General features: G+C 46.2%; 21 protein-coding genes. 9 read left to right on the top strand and 12 right to left on the bottom strand.

Annotated features, from left to right (window positions below; genetic code table 11):
* Positions 1-28 precede the first annotated feature (28 nt).
* From QUB63_RS06925 to QUB63_RS06940, 4 genes are all read left to right on the top strand, one after another.
* Positions 29-1,465 (top strand): protein kinase domain-containing protein, encoded by a 1,437-nt coding sequence (locus QUB63_RS06925; RefSeq protein ID WP_332944066.1) that lies wholly within the window; start codon positions 29-31, stop codon positions 1,463-1,465.
* A gap of 62 nt (positions 1,466-1,527) precedes the next feature.
* Positions 1,528-1,761, top strand: coding sequence for a hypothetical protein (locus QUB63_RS06930; RefSeq protein ID WP_332944067.1), 234 nt, complete (start codon positions 1,528-1,530; stop codon positions 1,759-1,761).
* Between the two features lie 4 nt (positions 1,762-1,765).
* Positions 1,766-2,602 (top strand): Uma2 family endonuclease, encoded by an 837-nt coding sequence (locus QUB63_RS06935; RefSeq protein WP_332944069.1) that lies wholly within the window; start codon positions 1,766-1,768, stop codon positions 2,600-2,602.
* A gap of 65 nt (positions 2,603-2,667) precedes the next feature.
* Complete coding sequence (locus tag QUB63_RS06940; protein ID WP_332944070.1) at positions 2,668-4,536, top strand: tetratricopeptide repeat protein; 1,869 nt, start codon at positions 2,668-2,670, stop codon at positions 4,534-4,536.
* A gap of 75 nt (positions 4,537-4,611) precedes the next feature.
* Here QUB63_RS06940 and QUB63_RS06945 read toward each other — a convergent pair whose 3' ends face one another.
* Together QUB63_RS06945 and QUB63_RS06950 are read right to left on the bottom strand one after the other, a co-directional pair.
* Positions 4,612-5,244, bottom strand: a complete 633-nt coding sequence (locus tag QUB63_RS06945; protein ID WP_332944071.1) for a L,D-transpeptidase — start codon at positions 5,242-5,244, stop codon at positions 4,612-4,614.
* 400 nt (positions 5,245-5,644) lie between these two features.
* The gene (locus QUB63_RS06950) at positions 5,645-5,833 is read right to left on the bottom strand and encodes a hypothetical protein (RefSeq protein ID WP_332944072.1); all 189 of its coding nucleotides are present in this window, start codon (positions 5,831-5,833) and stop codon (positions 5,645-5,647) included.
* A gap of 211 nt (positions 5,834-6,044) precedes the next feature.
* On the opposite strand from QUB63_RS06950, the gene QUB63_RS06955 reads away from it, so the two are divergent.
* The gene (locus tag QUB63_RS06955) at positions 6,045-6,548 is read left to right on the top strand and encodes an autotransporter (protein ID WP_332944073.1); all 504 of its coding nucleotides are present in this window, start codon (positions 6,045-6,047) and stop codon (positions 6,546-6,548) included.
* A gap of 106 nt (positions 6,549-6,654) precedes the next feature.
* Entirely contained in the window at positions 6,655-8,001 is a 1,347-nt protein-coding gene (locus QUB63_RS06960; RefSeq protein WP_332944074.1) for a PQQ-dependent sugar dehydrogenase, read from the top strand.
* A gap of 65 nt (positions 8,002-8,066) precedes the next feature.
* Here the strand turns inward: QUB63_RS06960 and QUB63_RS06965 are convergent, their stop codons facing one another.
* The 6 genes from QUB63_RS06965 to QUB63_RS06990 all read right to left on the bottom strand — a co-directional run bounded on the left by QUB63_RS06965 (position 8,067) and on the right by QUB63_RS06990 (position 12,046).
* Complete coding sequence (locus tag QUB63_RS06965; protein WP_332944075.1) at positions 8,067-8,522, bottom strand: DUF6575 domain-containing protein; 456 nt, start codon at positions 8,520-8,522, stop codon at positions 8,067-8,069.
* Positions 8,523-8,661: 139 nt separating this feature from the next.
* Positions 8,662-8,964, bottom strand: coding sequence for a hypothetical protein (locus QUB63_RS06970; RefSeq protein WP_332944077.1), 303 nt, complete (start codon positions 8,962-8,964; stop codon positions 8,662-8,664).
* A 175-nt stretch (positions 8,965-9,139) separates the two neighbouring features.
* On the bottom strand, positions 9,140-9,706 hold the full coding sequence (locus QUB63_RS06975) for a DUF924 family protein (protein ID WP_332944078.1): 567 nt from the start codon (positions 9,704-9,706) through the stop codon (positions 9,140-9,142).
* Positions 9,707-9,849: 143 nt separating this feature from the next.
* The gene (locus QUB63_RS06980) at positions 9,850-10,212 is read right to left on the bottom strand and encodes a peptidoglycan-binding domain-containing protein (protein ID WP_332944079.1); all 363 of its coding nucleotides are present in this window, start codon (positions 10,210-10,212) and stop codon (positions 9,850-9,852) included.
* A 259-nt stretch (positions 10,213-10,471) separates the two neighbouring features.
* Positions 10,472-11,110, bottom strand: coding sequence for a HesA/MoeB/ThiF family protein (locus tag QUB63_RS06985; protein ID WP_332944080.1), 639 nt, complete (start codon positions 11,108-11,110; stop codon positions 10,472-10,474).
* 108 nt (positions 11,111-11,218) lie between these two features.
* On the bottom strand, positions 11,219-12,046 hold the full coding sequence (locus QUB63_RS06990; protein ID WP_332944082.1) for a hypothetical protein: 828 nt from the start codon (positions 12,044-12,046) through the stop codon (positions 11,219-11,221).
* A 153-nt stretch (positions 12,047-12,199) separates the two neighbouring features.
* Between QUB63_RS06990 and QUB63_RS06995 the strand changes: the two genes are divergently transcribed.
* A complete protein-coding gene (locus tag QUB63_RS06995) occupies positions 12,200-12,592 on the top strand; it encodes a DUF4189 domain-containing protein (RefSeq protein ID WP_332944084.1) in 393 nt (130 codons plus the stop codon).
* Between the two features lie 376 nt (positions 12,593-12,968).
* Here QUB63_RS06995 and QUB63_RS07000 read toward each other — a convergent pair whose 3' ends face one another.
* Positions 12,969-13,310, bottom strand: coding sequence for a hypothetical protein (locus tag QUB63_RS07000; protein ID WP_293257350.1), 342 nt, complete (start codon positions 13,308-13,310; stop codon positions 12,969-12,971).
* Positions 13,311-13,440: 130 nt separating this feature from the next.
* On the opposite strand from QUB63_RS07000, the gene QUB63_RS07005 reads away from it, so the two are divergent.
* The gene (locus tag QUB63_RS07005) at positions 13,441-13,602 is read left to right on the top strand and encodes a hypothetical protein (protein ID WP_332944086.1); all 162 of its coding nucleotides are present in this window, start codon (positions 13,441-13,443) and stop codon (positions 13,600-13,602) included.
* A 128-nt stretch (positions 13,603-13,730) separates the two neighbouring features.
* Positions 13,731-14,042 (top strand): DUF433 domain-containing protein, encoded by a 312-nt coding sequence (locus QUB63_RS07010; protein ID WP_332944087.1) that lies wholly within the window; start codon positions 13,731-13,733, stop codon positions 14,040-14,042.
* A 90-nt stretch (positions 14,043-14,132) separates the two neighbouring features.
* Here QUB63_RS07010 and QUB63_RS07015 read toward each other — a convergent pair whose 3' ends face one another.
* The 3 genes from QUB63_RS07015 to QUB63_RS07025 all read right to left on the bottom strand — a co-directional run bounded on the left by QUB63_RS07015 (position 14,133) and on the right by QUB63_RS07025 (position 16,607).
* Complete coding sequence (locus QUB63_RS07015; RefSeq protein WP_332944088.1) at positions 14,133-14,315, bottom strand: hypothetical protein; 183 nt, start codon at positions 14,313-14,315, stop codon at positions 14,133-14,135.
* Between the two features lie 155 nt (positions 14,316-14,470).
* The gene (locus tag QUB63_RS07020; RefSeq protein ID WP_332944090.1) at positions 14,471-15,097 is read right to left on the bottom strand and encodes a Uma2 family endonuclease; all 627 of its coding nucleotides are present in this window, start codon (positions 15,095-15,097) and stop codon (positions 14,471-14,473) included.
* 70 nt (positions 15,098-15,167) lie between these two features.
* Positions 15,168-16,607 (bottom strand): hypothetical protein, encoded by a 1,440-nt coding sequence (locus QUB63_RS07025; RefSeq protein ID WP_332944091.1) that lies wholly within the window; start codon positions 16,605-16,607, stop codon positions 15,168-15,170.
* Positions 16,608-16,717: the final 110 nt, after the last annotated feature.

Consider the following 16,717-nt stretch of genomic DNA (forward strand, 5'->3'; position numbering starts at 1 on the left):
CTGCCGTAATTTTCTCCTCACACCAACCATGAGTTACTGTCTCAACCCCAACTGTAAAAAACCCGATAGCAATCCCGCAGGTGCTAAATTTTGCTTGAGTTGCGGTACCAGCTTGCTTTTGGGCGATCGCTACCGTCCCACTAAGTCTATAGCCAGAGAAGGTTTTGGCATCGCTTTGCTAGCACGAGATGAATTTAAACCCTCAAATCCTCCCTGCGTCATCAAACAGTTTTTCCCTCAAGAACACAATAACGCTCCCAAAGCACTCGAATTATTTCGCCAGGAAGCAGTACGCTTGGAACAGTTGGGAAAACACCCGCAAATTCCCGAACTTTTAGCGCATTTCGAGTCGGGCGATCGGCTTTATATTGTACAGGAATTTATCGACGGCAAAACCTTAGCTCAAGAGTTAGTTCAAACTGGCCCGTTTCGCGAACATCAAATTCGGATTTTGCTGCAAGATTTATTGCCCGTGCTGCAATTTATCCACAGCGGCAAAGTAATTCACCGCGATATTAAGCCAGACAATATTATCCGCCGCACCCCCCCAACCCCCCCTTACCAAGGGGGGGCTAATTCCAATTCTCCTTACCAAGGGGGAGCTAATTCCAATTCTCCTTACCAAGGGGGAGCTAATTCCAATTCTCCTTTACAAGGGGAGGCTAATTCCAACTCTTGTCCCCCCCCTTGGCAAGGGGGGGTTAGGGGGGGTCTAGTTTTAGTTGATTTTGGTGCAGCAAAATATGTCGCCGCCGCCGCTTTTGGTGAAACTGGGACAAGTATTGGCAGTGCGGGTTATGCCGCCCCCGAACAAACAATCGGTAAAGCTGTATTTGCTAGCGATATTTACAGTTTGGGCGTTACTTGCATCCACTTGCTGACGGGAATGGAGCCTTTCGATCTGTACGATGCTAGCGAAAGCAAGTTTGTTTGGCCCAATTATTTAATCGACAATCCAGTTAGCGAAGAACTGGCTCGAATTTTGAATAAAATGATTGAACTTCCTCTCAATAAACGCTATCGATCGCCCGATGAAGTCCTGCAAGATTTAAACTCTCTCGTCAGCCAACGACAGAAACCAGTGCTGCAATTACATCAGCCCCAAGGGCGATCGCATCCCCTGGCCAAATTGACTTCAAATACCTTTTTTCAATCCTCAAAATCTTGGTTGGCGGCGGGAATACTGGTGATGGTAGGATGGGGAGGACATGAATACTGGCGGCTGACTAGGTGGAATTTAGAGGTAGATACTGACAGAATCGGCTTTGATTATAACAATATGTACGTTAGCAAACCAGACCCGGATCTGTGCAAACAAATCTGTGCGGTTGATGACCAATGTCAGGCTTTTACTTACGTGCGTCCGGGATTGGAGGGCGATCGAGCTCGCTGTTATTTCAAAAACGGCGTACCGTCGCCAAGTCTAAGAGAAGGCAGGAGTTCGAGTGTAAAACCGAGGCCGTAACAAAAGGGCGATCGCAAGTCAGGAAACCAGTTCGATTAGCCGAGTATTTAGCTGCGCTGTATTTGCTAGATATTAACGGCACAGATGAGAGTAAATGGCAAGATTTCTTGAAGACAGCCGACTCGCAAAATTCACCAAAAGCAATTAAAGGTTTTCTGCTAGCACTAAAAGATTGCTATCTCGATAAAATTACCCGAGCAAAGGATACTGACTTTCTGCCCAAAGAAATCGCAGCGCGCTATAATGTCTTAATTACCGTACCGCCTCAACCTCCTCAAGCCGTCTCGCCCGGGTAATCTTATGACGATGTACGTACCGGATTCGCAGCCTTACCAAACAAAAGTCCTCCCTACGATGTACGATCTACCCAGTGAAGACCCGGAGGAACCTGGTTTGCCTGACGAATTCCACGACTATCAACCCGAACTGCTGCGTATAACCTGCCGCCCCGCCAACCATCCGCTAGAACAAATCTTTATAGCGACAGACCTCAATTTATACTACGATTCTAACCATCTCAATTGGTATAAAAGACCTGATTGGTTCGTTGTTTTGGGGGCTTCGAGATTTTATATAGGTGACGAATTGCGCCTCAGCTACGTCATGTGGCAAGAAAATATTAGTCCTCTAGTAGTAGTGGAACTGCTGTCACCGGGAACTGAAGATGAGGATTTAGGAATCACACCAGAAGCACGAAATAAACCGCCTACTAAGTGGCGAGTTTATGAAGAAATTTTGCAGATTCCTTACTACTTTGTTTTCAGTCGCTACACTAATCAACTGAGAGTATTTCAAGTGATTGATAATCGTTACCGCGAACAAGTTTTAACCGATTCGCGATTCTGGATACCGGAATTAGAATTAGGTATTGGTTTGTGGGAAGGTAATTATCAAGGTTTTTCGAGGTTGTGGCTGCGCTGGTACGATGCTAGTGGCGATTGGGTTCTGACTCCCGAAGAATTTGAAAGACAACGAGCCGAATTAGAAAGTCAACGGGCTGAATTAGAAAGTCAACGCGCTGAATCGGAAAGTCAGCGGGCTGAATTAGAAAGTCAACGGGCTGAATCGGAAAGACAGCGAGCAAATCGATTGGCCGAGATCCTCCGAGAGATGGGCATTAATCCAGACGAGCTGTAAAATTAAGTAGCAGCCTGAAATACTGTCTGCGGTGTCAATAAAAACTTATTAACTAAAAATAACTTATGCCAGAATCTACTTCATTGCGCGATCGCTACCTAGCACTGATCGATAAAATTGTCGAAATCACCCTCAAAGGTCAAATTCGCTCTAAAGAACAAGTCTATCAAATGTTGGTGCAAGACATTGGCACCGGCACCGGCGAAATCTTTGAACGCTGTTTCGGCGAACGCCTCGATGCCACCGAAAACCTGCTCAGAAATGAAAAAGACGAAATCAAACAAGCCAAGGCAAATCGCACCCTCAGAGCGCTAAAAACTATCCAAGGAGAATGGGAACGCTGGCAGAAAGATAACCGCGTCGATCGCGAAATTGCATCCTCAATCCAACAAATCCTTACCGCCGAATCTAACGGCCGCCTCCTGGCATTATTGCAAGTAATTGACCCGAATAAAGAACATCCGCTGACTCTAGCTCAATTGCAGCAATTGGCAAAATCCCTGCACCAACAACTGCTGCAAACTTCCAATCCCGAAACCGAGCGAGATTTGCAGCAAATTACCGCCGGGATTGCCAAAGGTTTAGAATCTTGGCAGCGGTTAGAACCGGAACTCGTCGGCTGGATTTATCAGCCGCAGCAGCTAGGATTCGCTGGCAGTCCCGAACAAAATGGGCCTTGGGCTTTTTGGGCGAAAAAGGTTAATAGTGTCTTTGCTAACGCTCTTTTGAATACTATTGCCAGGGGCGAATCTCTAGTTGAATTCGCAGCAAAGCAATCTAATGTAGAATTAGGTACATTGCTGGAAGTGGCAATTATTTTGCAGTGCTTGCAGCGGGCATTGGTAACATGGTTCGACAAGCAAGTTTATGATTCCAAAGTGTCCACAAAAGCTTCGATTTCTACTTACATTACTTTTTCGGTAATTTGGAGTCAGCTAGCTAGTGGGTTTAATAATTCTACTAAGAGCGGCGAGCAGTTGGCCAATGCTTGTTTTCAAGTAACTTTGCAAATTTTGCGCGCTTTTTCTCAGCGGCAATACTTTCCGCTTTACGGCGGGATTTTTGCTTCGTTTGATGGTAAAGCTCTGCGGCATACTTTGGATTATTTAGATGAACCGCTGCGGCGCGTTGAAGGTACTCAAGCGAAAGCTCGGATTCTGACGCTTTTGGGTTATTCGATGCAGGCGGCGGGGGCCTACGATCGATCGATCTTGCTGCACAAGCAATCTCTGGAAATTGCCCGCATGGAAGGAGACAAAGCTTGCGAAGTTGCCAATCTCAATCACATCAGCCGCAATTATGTTGCTCAAAAAAATTATCAGGAAGCGATTAATTACAGCCAGCGGGCTTTGATTATGGCCAGACAAGCGGGAGAGCGGCAAGGTGAGGCAAATGCCCTGGCTAATTTGGGCTACAGCGAGGTGTTTCAAGCGCGGCAGTTGGAGGAGGTGGAACCGGAGGTTTATGAAAGTGCGATCGGCTATTTGGAACAAGGTTTGTTGCTGTCGGAAAAATTGGGCGACAGGCAAAGTCAAGCTTTTTGTTCCAGCAGTCTCGGCATTGCTAAAATTGCCCTGGAAAATCCGGCAGAAGCGATCGAGTATTTGGTCAAAGGTTGGCAAGCTGCCCAATTTTCCGGCGACTTGTATTTGCAAGGTCTGAATTTGGCTTATTTGGCTCAAGCTTATTACAGCATGAATCAACTAGAACAAGCGATATTTGCTGGCAGTTTGGGAATGTATACTTTGGAGCAAATTGGGGCGATGGAGTGGCGTCAATCGGCTGGTTTGCTGACAATTTTGCGGGGACAAATGGGGGCGGAAGCTTTTAAACAGTCTTTGGCGAAAAGTCGAGCGAGTATCATTCCGGCGATCGGTGTTGATGGCTACGATTATATCCCGGAATTGTTGGAAAAATACCAGCAATCTATTTGAACGATCTAGGTTTGATCGTTCGGACTTTAGTCCTCTAAAAATCCGAGGACTCGCATTTGGAACGATCAAACCTAATTACTTCTCGACTATCACCGGCGTGCCAACTGCGACTTTCTCAAATAAAGCTTGGGCATCTTTGTCGAACATTCTGACACAACCGTGAGAAGCAGCTCGCCCGATCGACTCTGGAGTAGGAGTCCCGTGAAAGCCGATGACATTCTTACCATCCGTCCAAAACCCGATCCACCTGGTTCCCAGCGGATTGTCGGGCCCTGCGGGTACAAGTTCTCCCGTCCAAGGGTGTTCCCAAACAGGATCTTTAATCATTTGCATGACTTTAAAATTGCCGGTGGGAGTTTCCCAGCCGTCTTTTCCGACAGCCACCGGGAAACTGGCTTGCACCTTGTTTTTGCGGTAAACATAGACCCGGCGTTCTCGCAATTTCAGCACTAAACGCACTTCCTCTATGGGATTTTCGGGCGCCTTTGGTTCTTGGGGAATATACCGAGACGGTTCGCCCAATGGTGGCAATTCTGGGACTCCGAGATCCGGTAATTTTACCTCGGATTTGGAGCGCTGGGCGATCGCACTATTACTCCAATTAGCTGCAGGTTCGGCAGTCGCTTGCTGCTGTAAGGCAACAGACAGCGCGGCTGCACTCAAACTCAGCACAATTAACTTGTTAAATAAAAATTTGCTGTTCACCATTATTTTGTTCGCTAAACTCCTCACCAGCAGTTCCTACAAAGTTCCTATCTAATTATCCGCAAACTGCACCCGATATTAAAATTTTTGAGAGGGCTTTTTGACTGTAAATGCGCTGCCCAGTTTTTAGTTTCAATTTCACAAATTATAACTTGTCTAACGACTACCAAATTGGTTCGATCGTTCGGAATGCAAGTCCTTGAAATTTGATGCGGACTCGCACTCCGAACGATCGAACAAACACTTTTTATTACGGGTAATTGACCGTATTTGATATAATTCAACACAAAAATTACGCACTAATACCAAAAAAAAACTGGTTTTTATAGGGGGGATCGGTAGCGATCCGCCAGAGATTTTCGCGAACAAATCCGGTTGATGCGTAAATCCTGCAAGAAAATGATTAAATTTTACCTCCGACGAATTTGATTTTTTTAGCTGTGGCAGGCTGGCGATCGAGAATTGAAACTGTGGCGCTGCTGCATCCGGCAAGCACAATCTGTCTTTTGGCAGATTTTCCCGCCGGTGCCCCAACAGTTAGGCGGACACAAAAAAACGGCAGCGGTCGATCGAACAAACTCAAATATATCACGCCGACACTCTAGAGATGCCAAGCGCGGAACTTGTTGTAAATCGGGAACTTATGGTGTAAAATTTAGTCTTTCAACACTTGTTCGATAATCTTTTTTGAGATTGTCCTAAATTTCCTACTCCGGGGATTAAACTGGATTAGGTCTAGAGGTTGGGATTTTCGCGCAGCGGAAGCAAACCCGACCCTGAATAGCAGTTAATGTGAGGTTTCAATGCGTCTTCAGAACATAAAATTATTGACAGGTGCAACCCTGTCGGTGCTAATTTCGGCGGTCTCAGTGCATCCTGCGATGGCTAACCCTGCAACTGAAATAGCTCAAACGCAGACCACCACGACAGCAAACACTCAAACCATTATCGGTTTTGTCAAAAATATTGTCGGCGACATAGTAACAATTAGCCCAGAAAGTGGGCCCTACAGGACTCTCAGGATTCAAAGATGCGTCCTGAGAATTACGGCTCTCGTACCGGGAATGAAAGTCAGAGCCACCGTAGCCGGAGATCAGGTGGAAAAGATTGTTGTGATCCCCGATTATAAAGTAGTCTCTACAACGGTTGTTCGTCCCGCAACCCCAGCACCGCGTCCGGCCCCTGAACCGCCACCGCGTCCGGCTCCAGCTCCCCGTCCGGTTCCCCGTCCGGCTCCCGCTCCGATTCCGGCTCCCCGTCCGATTCCAGCTCCGCGTCCAGCTCCTCCTGTGAGAGGACTTTGGTAGAGTTACCGTTGTAAAGGGAATTAAGCCACCGCGCGCGCGGTGGCTTCGCTTTTTCAGAGCAGTTAGAATAAGATAATTGTCAAGCAATTGTTGAGAAATCGCTGCTATGTATTACCTGCGTTTGTTGCTGCTAATTCTGCTGTTACCGCTGGTTGGGTGCGATCGAGCTACCGATGCTACAGCGACTCCTGTGCCCGCACCAAGTCCGCTGTCGCAACTTCCCTCCGTTGCACCGCTGACAAATGTTCGCACAAATCAAATTGTACCGACCAAACCGCTTTCGCCGCAGCCAATCAAGATTGTTGCAACGGCTTTGCCGCAGCCTTTCGCCAGTCAAAGCGCCTCAAAACCTCCTCAAGTAGTACCGATTCCGGCATCGCCAGTGCTGCGAGTGCCTGCTGGCTTTGTCGTCAACGTTTTTGCTGACAATTTAGACGCTCCCCGATGGCTGGCTTTGACGCCGACAGGGGATGTTTTGGTAACAGAAACCCGGCAGAATCGGATTAGGCTGCTGCGGGATGCCAACGGCGACGGCGTTGCTGAGGTGAACATGACTTTTGCCAGCGCCCAAAACGGGTTAAATATTCCCTTTGGTATGGCTTTTGCCGATCGCTATTTCTTCCTGGGAAATACCGATGAAGTCCGCCGATTTCCCTACACAAGAGGGCAGGAACAATTAACAGGTACTGGTCAAAAAATTGCCGATTTACCGGGCGGCGGCTACAACCAACACTGGACGCGAAACGTTGTCGCTGCTCCAAATAACCGCCAACTTTTTGTATCAGTTGGTTCCCAGTCTAACGCCGATTCCGAACCCTTGCCGAGGGCGTCGGTGCAAGTGATGAATTTGGACGGCACAAACCCGCAAACTTTTGCTTCCGGTTTGCGAAATCCGGTGGGATTGGATTTTCACCCGAAAACTAATCAACTCTACACTACAGTCAACGAACGCGACGGTTTGGGAGATGATTTGGTGCCGGATTACTTGACAAGAATTCGTCAAGGCGAGTTTTACGGCTGGCCTTATACTTATTTTAAGCCAAATTTGCTCGACCCGCGCCATGCCAAAAATGGAAATAGCGATCGACCTGATTTAGCGGCTAAAACATTAATGCCTGACGTGCTGTTTCAGGCGCATTCGGCGGCTTTGGGACTTCAGTTTTACGACGGAAAAACGTTTCCAAAAAGATTTTTTAACGGGGCGTTTGTGGCGTTTCGCGGCAGTTGGAACCGCAATGCAGGAACGGGTTATAAAATTGTGTTTGTACCTTTTAATGCGGCGACGGGACGCCCTCAAGGTTATTATGAGGATTTTCTGACTGGTTTTCTCACAGATCCGTCAGGCCCGAAAACTTGGGGGCGGCCTGTTGGTTTGCTGGTTTTACCTGACGGGAGTTTGCTGTTTACTGAGGAAGCGAATAACCGGATTTATCGCGTGCAGTATCGCGGCTGACGATGGGGCGATCTATTAGATACCGACTTTTTCAAGAAGTCGGGGCTCTGGTTTTTTAGTCAGCTTCAAACCTTGCTAAGTTGAGATTCCCCGGAAAGCTTTTGAAAAATTAATAACTTATCTTCTTCCGCCGTTTCGCGATTTAAATCAGACATTTCGTAATAGGAATCTGTTTCGGGCAAGTAGATGGCAGGTAAATTTTCAGGCAGGATTAAATAAGTGTTTTTTACCTGTAAAGCATTGTCTATATCTAATGAATATAGAAATCCGTCAACAGGATTTACAATTAACTGGTGCAATGAAACTTGTCCCTCTATGTAAAGCTTGAGAGTTAGTTGTGCAACTCTGAAAACCAACCAGCGATTGTACAAATTATCTACATCGCACCAAGAATAAAGATAGCTATCGCCGTATTCATTCTCAAAAAGCGATAGCAGGGGGCCGTCGAAATACTCTAAATGGACTATGCTTCTGAGAGTTAGAGGAAATTTACTTAGTTTAAATCCTATTAATTGTTCCATATTTTTCTACCTTACAATAAACAAGATGTTATTACAAATTTGGCTGCTAAATCAGCAGTAGCAAATTCATGTAGGCTCAAGTGACCGTTATCATCTATTTTGGAGAGAACTCCATCTGTCTTGCAGAGCGCTCCTGCTGCTATGTGAGTCCCCAGAGAATCGCGCAGTTTTTTTCTTTTTTTGTTAGTTTTAAATAACGTTTTTCGGCATTTTCCCTGGTATCAAATAATGATAGCGCATAACCTTGACATCTGGTTGCTTCAGTTTCGGGTTGTAGGTTGCGCTGCGGAGTTATTATCAGCACTGGTTTAAAGTTATTAATAGATCGTTCATCATTGGGTTCAAATACAAATCTAAAAGCCAGCATTTCTTTAGGTTCATAGTCCTGTGGCGGGCATTGAGTTGAAAGCTTATCTATATATTCTTGATGTTTGAAACACATATTGATAATTTTAGTGGCCGATTTGATTGTAAATTTTAAATGTTAGCAGAAAATCGCGATTTTTTATAACAATTGTAATCCGTGCTTTTTGCTGTAAAATCAGTGGGGCATTCCTCTTAACTATAGTATTTTTAAGTCTGTATAGCAAATAACCTAAAAATTTGGCGATCGCGTTTTAAAATCCCGAACCCGGTTGTCTCAAAAACTCTGCTTCTTCTGGAGTTGTTTCGCGTCCGAGAATTTGATTGCGGTGGGGAAATCTGCCAAAACGCTCGATTATTTTAAAATGCCGCACTGCAAAATCAATGACTGAATCGCTGTCAGGTTCGCCGCTGAGTTGGCGAAATAATTCCACAGATTTTTGCTGGTGTTCTAAGTTTTCGCTGTGTTCAAAAGGCAGGTAGATAAACCACTTTTGTACAGTCAACAATTCGCGATCGAAGTGATTTTTAACAGCGTGTTGGGCGGCGGCTAAGGCTTTGCTGTCTGTGGCGAAGGCTTGGGCATTTTCGCGAAACATATTGCGCCCAAATTGATCGAGCAGTAGAATTAATGCTAGGCAGTTTTCCGGGGAATCTAGCCAGGAGTCGAGTTGACCCGAGGCTGCTCGTTCGTATTGTGAAAGAAAGCGCGATCGCACTTCCCCGTCAAAATCCGCATCTTTTTCAAACCACTTCTTTTGAACTTTGCCAAACTCAGGAGAGTTCGATCGACCAAACCAAAAATCTAAAACTTCATTCATTAGCAATCTAGTCTCCGATTGATTCTTGATTGGAGATTTTGTGTTTGTAGTTGCACAAAATAGCCTCTCTGCACAACTACAAACCGCAGCGATTAATGATTGGCAATGATGAATTAGGAACTACTGTTTTCAGGTGCTGAAATTTACGAACTAGCAAACAGTCTGTCCCAAGTTTGGCCTCCCACAATTCCGTCTACAGGAAGGTGGGCTTGTCGTTGAAACCTTTTCACTGCGTCTAGGGTTGTCGGGCCGAACACGCCATCAAGTGCGATCGGTTCTGGACACAAACCCCGCGCGTTCAACAATTTTTGCAGTTTTCTCACATCTTCCCCTCTCGATCCGTGTTTTAAAATCCTTTTGTGGAATCTAACTTCTGGTTCGTGGCAATCATTAGTGGGGCAAACTGCGCCGCCCCCGCCCCCAGAATAAGTGGCTGCATTGGCGCCAGTCAAAACTAATAAGCCGAGAACTGCTAGTAAATAATAAAAAGTCTGCGATCCAACCATACTTTCCCTGTTAATTTTCTCAAGCGTTTTCTGCAAGTTTGACCCGCAAGAAACGGGTACAAGCCACCGACTAAAGTCGTGGACGATCCCAAAATTTTAGACTTTTGTTCAAGCTCCCAGATTCAATGCTGCAAGTCAATCTAAAATCTAAAATCTAAAATCTAAAATCGACTGACAATTGTTTGAGAGTGAGAAACCGGGTTTCTGGGATGGATGTATCCAATCTCGACCGGGTTTCTGGCAACAGTCAACCGACATTTTACAATATAAGTGGCTTTACTGCAAAATCTCCGATCGTGCAAGTTAAATTTTGTTGCTCTTGGGTAGCAGCAAAGGTAACAATGACTTCGCAGGCAACAGCAACCGTCAGCATTACCAAGTTTCTCGCCAGCGGGTAATCGCAAATGTCATCATTCGCCGCTGAAGGAACCCGATAGTGTTGGTTCCAAATTATTTCGGAGTAATCAGCGGCTAATCCGACGTGCAAGCACGGAATGGAGACACTGGCACAGTAATCTTTGACTGCTTGCCGCCCGACACTGTTATCAAAAGTATCGATCGCAACGGCGCTGTTGGCAAGCAGCCGATCGGCATTGGCGGGTGTCAATTCTTTTGAGTGGGCGTCAATGCTGACGGACAAAGCGCGGTAGAGGTTGTTGGCGAGAATTTTGGCTTTGAATGCGCCGATGTCCGATCGATAATAGGGTTGAGTGGAAAGGTTGCGCTCTTCGATGCGATCGCGATCGATGACTTTTAACTGACAAAAGCCCGATCGCGCCAGACTCTCCGTAATATTCGCACCCAAAGCGCCCGCGCCGCACACAGTTACCGGGAAATTTTTTACCAGCGACATCACTGCGGCACTTCTGTAAAGTTGTTCGTGAAAAAATATACTCATGACAGTTGACAGTTGACAGTTGATAGTTGACAGTTGATAGTTGACAGTTGATAGTTGACAGTTGACAGTTGACAGTTGTCATTGGTCATTAGTCAGGATTGATGATTTTTATCGATTTTCGACGACTCCGACTAATGACTGCAAGTCAAAATCTTTGTCCAATCCGCTGAGACAAATGCCAGCACTCATCACAGTCAAGTCATTTTTGGCGATCGCAGAACTGTGATGTTCTCCGCTGCCGCTAGTCCATTCAACCAGCCAATAATCAGCGCGATCGCTAAAATCCCGCAACTTGCCGCCGCCCATCTTCAACGCCCGCTGCAAGCGCTGTTCGTCGCGTACTTTCGGATCGAAATCTTTAATGTTTCGGCACGCCAATTCGTAAACACTTCGCATTTCGGGCGTCATCCCTTTAAAGCGAACCTCTTGAGGCAAAATCAACTTTTTCAAAGCAGCTTTCAACTCCTCCGACAGCAGCGGATCGGCGCGCCTGTCAATCTCTTCAAACCACAAACAATTACCGTCCCACCGCCCCACGATCTGCTCGAACTGCGAACCTTCAGTTACTAAATGAACTGGTACAGGTTTAGCAACACCAGTGCGCTGTTTAGCATCAGACTCGTTAACAGGATAAGCCAGCCAAGTTTGCCCTTGCAGCACGCGAGCCAGTTGCAAGCGAATCGGTACGAGCAGTTGCAAATACTCTGCCACTTGCGGCCAACTGGGTTCGTCAACCACAGCAGCAATTTTATCGTTAACTGGCCCAAAAACACCCCATCCTTCAAAGTTGCGGGGTGAGGCTTGAAAAGTATAAATCATGCCACCTATCCTTGTCCGCACCCTTCCCCCCCGAACGCAGGGAGCCAAAAATTGGGTATTGAGTAGCTGCCCTTCTTGGGCCGCGAGTTGGCTGAGAATTTTGCGGATATCTGCCACTGAATTAACCTCCGTAATCTTACTTATTTTTACATAACCCGCTGTTCAAGTAAGCGATCATAAACTTTTATAAAGACTCTTGACATCAAGAAATGTCCCAATATAATATTGAGCGATAATCTGAATTTAACCATGTAGAGATCTCAAGTAAATATGCTGCAAAAGCTCTTTTCTAAGTTGGTAGTAGTGACAGCTTTGACACTTCCAATCTTTGGCTCTGCCCAGGTGGCTCAAGCTCAGAACACTCATGGAGCTACTGCTTATTCTCCGACTTCTGACGCCACGGGTATTAGTTGGGATCATGCTACAGAGAAAGAAGCACTAGACGCAGCAGTAGCGGCTTGCAATCAACAAAGCGGAGGTGCTAACGATTGCGCACCGCTGACCTCTAATACTAATAATTGTGGAGCGATCTCAGTGGGCAAGGGAGGAGCAGGTGCAGGCTGGGGCGACGATAAATCAGCAGCAGAAGCTCAAGCTCTCGCTGCTTGCAGTGAACTCGAAGGAGGCAACTGTAAAATTCAGCTTTCAGCTTGCAACAAGTAATTGAATGATGAATTTTTGTCTGATTGGTGTATCTTTTTGCTCGCCAAATAGCTGAGAAAATAGTCATATTATTCGGGCTAATTCCCGCAATAAAAACTGTTTGTAGTGAGGACTTGAGTTTTCTGATTATGAGGACTAAAGTCCTCACTACAAACCCAGCTTATTATGGTAGTTTTCTTCGGAGATGATATCAATTATTCAGCCCAAAAGAGACTATTTTATATTTGTTAAAAGCTGCAAAAAATACAGTAAAAGTAAAGTAGGGTGCGCCCTAAGCACCGGAGAAAACCACGGTAAAATTAGGGTGCGCCACAAGCACCGCAAAAACCCGAGTACAAGTAGTAAAAGTAGGGTGCGCATTGCGCACCTTACCCAGTTAATCTCCTACTTCCGAAGTAACTGCATCAGGTGGCAGCAAACTTTCTAATCTATCTTTAGACCAGTATTCAGTAGGATAGGCGAGTGCAATAATATCAGAGAGTCGAATCAACCACGTAACTTGTCCGTAAGCATCGGTATTTTCCCCGTGTTCGTTAGGGGGAACTATTACCAAAAGTTCTGCAAACTCCCCGAACAAATTAATCGGGATGCCGCCGAAACTGCTATTATTTGTTTTAATCCAAACTTTACTGCCTCGATCGAGAGCTTCTTGGAGTCGCTGGGACAGCAAAGTGGATGTTTTGACCTGGGATTTTTTGGCTTTCGACTTTTTTCCCATAGTTTTAAGAAGTTAAAGTAGTTGTACTGTGGGTTGCACAGTGGGCTGAGATCAGCGTGCGATCGTCTTCGTTGGCGTAGCCCCCGTAGGGCGGGCTTCGCTAATGCGATTTGGTATTGAAACTGACAAAATGAAAAAGGGATCTCGCCCCGATCGGCATCCTACCAGTCTAGTCTACAAGAAAGTGCCGCAGTGCGATCGTCATAACAATTTAACTGATTCCCAATTCTTCAACATCAAGCCAACCTCCCAACCCTGGTTGTCATCAGTGATTCGCAATTCTTCAATCTAAAATCTCAAATCTAAAATAGCCTGACTTGCGGTGGCACTGTTACAGAGTAAGTCAACTATCCCCGTATTTATACTGTGCCCAAATGCAGTATAATCGGCGAAGTCTTCCCAAATCGTTTAACTAAAACAATGGACTGGCGAAAGCTCATTCATCTCAAGCCGAAAACTTCCACAAGTCAACCAGTAGCGCCAGAAACTCGATTGTCTGTAGAATTCTTGCTGGGGCTGTTTGCGGCGGGATGGACGGAACAACAGGTGTTAGAGAAATATCCCGCACTCACTTCGACTAAGCTGCGCGCTGCTTTGGCTGCTGCGGATTCCCAGTTAGTTTCATCCATCGCGAATCCAGAGTTACTGGAAATTATCGAGCAAACTAGAGAAGAATTGAAAACTGGGAAAAAGTTTCCGCTTGAGGATATTGAGGGAGATGTTTGGGAGTAATATTAAATACAGTTACATTGGAATTATATAATAGTGCTGTCCCCGAAGAGCGATTATTTGTCACGAGCGGGGACAGCACTACTCGAAAAATTACCATTCTGCTTCTGCCAAATGTCGGTGATGTTGACGAATTCCCTCCAGCATAACTTGCTCTGACGGATCTAGTTTATCTGCATAGGCTTCATTGATGCTTTTGAGGAGTTCTTGTTGATGATGGCGGCGCAAGTAGTCTTCAATTGCTAAAATTAAAAGTTGTTTTTCTGGAATCTGCATCTCATTTGCCAGGATGGATACTTGGTTATAGAGTGAATCAGGGAGGGAAAGATCCGTTTTCATGTTGGATATGAGGTTGTGCCTGTTTGATTAACTATGATTCTAGTTTACCTGAAATCTCTCCCTCGCACAGCACTCGGAAACCATATTAAATCTCAATTTCTGCCTAAATTTTCTCTAACTATTTCCCGAAACTCCAACACCGCCTCAAGAGGATCGGGGCGTTGTACATACTCGGCCAGCAATGATAAATCTAAATTGGGCAACAACTCGCTTTGCTGGATTGTTTGATATTCGTCTCCCCGCAAATGGTAAACTTCAAAGCGACGATTTTTCCAGAACCAAACCTCTCTGATTCCGAGCTTTTGGTAAACAGCTAGCTTATCCAGACCGCCACTGCTTAGTACCACCTCGATCGCCAAATCGGGAAACTCTTTTTCTGTACCAATACAATAGCACTCATCCGGTTCTGTACCGCCCTTTTTTGCTTGAATGCGAAATGTAGTTGAACCCAATCCCCAAAACCGAGTCCGTGTTTCTTGAAAATACGCTTCTAGCAGCATCCCAATATTTGTTTTGTCTCGATCGTGACGGCGACTTGGGGACATAATTTCCAGGACTTCTTCTAAATAAGTAACTCGATACCAAGGACTATCTCCCAGTTGATTCAGTAGTTCTTCGTACTGTTGCCAACTTACCCCACTGGTAATAAATCTTTCCACTGGATCTTCGGTGAAAAGCTCTAATTCGGTTGCTAAATCTTTGATTAATATTGAAGTCACCGAACTATCCTCTCAAGTAAGGAAGGGTAGACACTGCCCGCCAGCATAACTGACGGGCAATCCCATTATATCATTTGTCATCCCTGACAGGCAAAGCCACATCCAGAATTTCCATCAATAATTCCAGCCGCGAAGGACGAGACAACATCGGCACCAAGTTCGGCAGCGAGTAATAATCACCCGCAAACGTAAACGTTTCCACCGATACTTGTTTGTCCTTTAATTGCTTCTGGACATATTCGCACCAAGAACCAACTCGCACAATCACAACATCAGGATTTACCCCCAAACTGCGGCAGTAATTCTGATAAGCATCTGCAAAATAAGGTGCAGCGTTTTCGCCTTCATCTGTTACGATAATGAACTGTTCAACCACCTGCTTTTTAATTCGCATTGCTTCCACCGCGCAACCGCAACTTGTGCCGCCGCCAGCGCGAATGTGCTTGAATGCGCGCTCCCAGTCTGTCAATTCGCAGCCGTTTGCTTGCACTGGATACGGCACCGTGTCAAAGGCATAAACGAACAGTGCCGCCTCGGAAATCCCGGAAATCAAAGCAGCGAGACGCTTCCCGACTTCGATCGCACTTTCCATACTTCCCGACTTGTCAACCAACAAACCCGTTGCTTTGACAATCTTGCCGCGCTTTTTCACCTGTTCGTTTGTCACCGCTTCCAGCTTCGCCGCCGTGGCTGCGTCGAACTTCGCGCCCGCACCGGCAACACTCGCTTTGTAAGCAGAAACCCGATCGCACTTTGCGGCTTCATCCAGCTTCGAGTCAATCAACAGCTTGACTTGGGGGTGATCCATCGCGCCCCGCGACTGAATCGATTTCAGGTTGTTGATGACTTCCTGCGGCGACATCGAGTTAATCAGCGCTGCTAACACCGTTGGCGTTAGCATTTTGATCGCACCAACTGCGATCGTATACGGAATCTTGTACTCGACAATCAAATTCGCCTGTTCCGCAGGAGTCGCCGCCTTTGCCAACTGCTTCAAAACAAATGCCAGCGAGTCTTCTGGCGGATTGTCTTTAAACAGGATAGCCGACGCTCGATCGCTCGGCTTGACGTGCAGCGTTGCGTACAAATGCTTCATCGCCTTGCGGTTGCGGATGGCGGCGCGATCGAAAAACTGTGCATTCTTTTCCCGCGATCGCAGATAGCGAGTGACAGCAGTGCGCGCGCTGCGGGGCACCTTATTCTGGTGCTGCTTCATAAAGTCCACAATCCGCGAAACCTCGTAGGGAGGGAACTCTTGCAGCATCATAAACCCGGCATCTCGGTGCTCTGTCAAGGTCGAAGTCAGCAAATTTCCGGCAAAAACTTCCTTGTGATCGCGCACGTCGCCGTGACGCTGATACCACACAGCTAAATGACCGTAAAAAATCGGGTCTAATTCGATAATTAACTTGTGAATTTCTGTCACCTTTTCCAGTTGTCGGTGAGGTGTGGTGAGCAGACTGTTGAGCATTTCTAAACGTAAATCGCGCTCTGCTGTATTCATATTCATTGGTGTTACCTCATATTTTGCACCTATTGCTTTAGTCCGCCAGGGGTTTAAACCCCTGGCTCAAAGCTAAAGTCCTCTAAAGAGGACTGAACTTCGTGCTTTAAAATGTG

This window comes from Microcoleus sp. ARI1-B5 (assembly GCF_036705795.1).
GTDB lineage: Bacteria > Cyanobacteriota > Cyanobacteriia > Cyanobacteriales > Microcoleaceae > Microcoleus.

Bases quoted from the DNA above. Each gene is read 5' to 3' on its own strand.
- QUB63_RS06975 (WP_332944078.1), bottom strand. From the start codon at position 9,706: ATGAATGAAGTTTTAGATTTTTGGTTTGGTCGATCGAACTCTCCTGAG.
- QUB63_RS06935 (WP_332944069.1), top strand. From the start codon at position 1,766: ATGACGATGTACGTACCGGATTCGCAGCCTTACCAAACAAAAGTCCTC.
- QUB63_RS06960 (WP_332944074.1), top strand. From the start codon at position 6,655: ATGTATTACCTGCGTTTGTTGCTGCTAATTCTGCTGTTACCGCTGGTT.
- QUB63_RS06925 (WP_332944066.1), top strand. From the start codon at position 29: ATGAGTTACTGTCTCAACCCCAACTGTAAAAAACCCGATAGCAATCCC.
- QUB63_RS06945 (WP_332944071.1), bottom strand. From the start codon at position 5,244: ATGGTGAACAGCAAATTTTTATTTAACAAGTTAATTGTGCTGAGTTTG.
- QUB63_RS07015 (WP_332944088.1), bottom strand. From the start codon at position 14,315: ATGCAGATTCCAGAAAAACAACTTTTAATTTTAGCAATTGAAGACTAC.
- QUB63_RS06985 (WP_332944080.1), bottom strand. From the start codon at position 11,110: ATGAGTATATTTTTTCACGAACAACTTTACAGAAGTGCCGCAGTGATG.
- QUB63_RS07025 (WP_332944091.1), bottom strand. From the start codon at position 16,607: ATGAATATGAATACAGCAGAGCGCGATTTACGTTTAGAAATGCTCAAC.
- QUB63_RS07005 (WP_332944086.1), top strand. From the start codon at position 13,441: ATGAAAAAGGGATCTCGCCCCGATCGGCATCCTACCAGTCTAGTCTAC.
- QUB63_RS07000 (WP_293257350.1), bottom strand. From the start codon at position 13,310: ATGGGAAAAAAGTCGAAAGCCAAAAAATCCCAGGTCAAAACATCCACT.
- QUB63_RS06995 (WP_332944084.1), top strand. From the start codon at position 12,200: ATGCTGCAAAAGCTCTTTTCTAAGTTGGTAGTAGTGACAGCTTTGACA.
- QUB63_RS06940 (WP_332944070.1), top strand. From the start codon at position 2,668: ATGCCAGAATCTACTTCATTGCGCGATCGCTACCTAGCACTGATCGAT.
- QUB63_RS06980 (WP_332944079.1), bottom strand. From the start codon at position 10,212: ATGGTTGGATCGCAGACTTTTTATTATTTACTAGCAGTTCTCGGCTTA.
- QUB63_RS06955 (WP_332944073.1), top strand. From the start codon at position 6,045: ATGCGTCTTCAGAACATAAAATTATTGACAGGTGCAACCCTGTCGGTG.
- QUB63_RS06970 (WP_332944077.1), bottom strand. From the start codon at position 8,964: ATGTGTTTCAAACATCAAGAATATATAGATAAGCTTTCAACTCAATGC.
- QUB63_RS06965 (WP_332944075.1), bottom strand. From the start codon at position 8,522: ATGGAACAATTAATAGGATTTAAACTAAGTAAATTTCCTCTAACTCTC.
- QUB63_RS07010 (WP_332944087.1), top strand. From the start codon at position 13,731: ATGGACTGGCGAAAGCTCATTCATCTCAAGCCGAAAACTTCCACAAGT.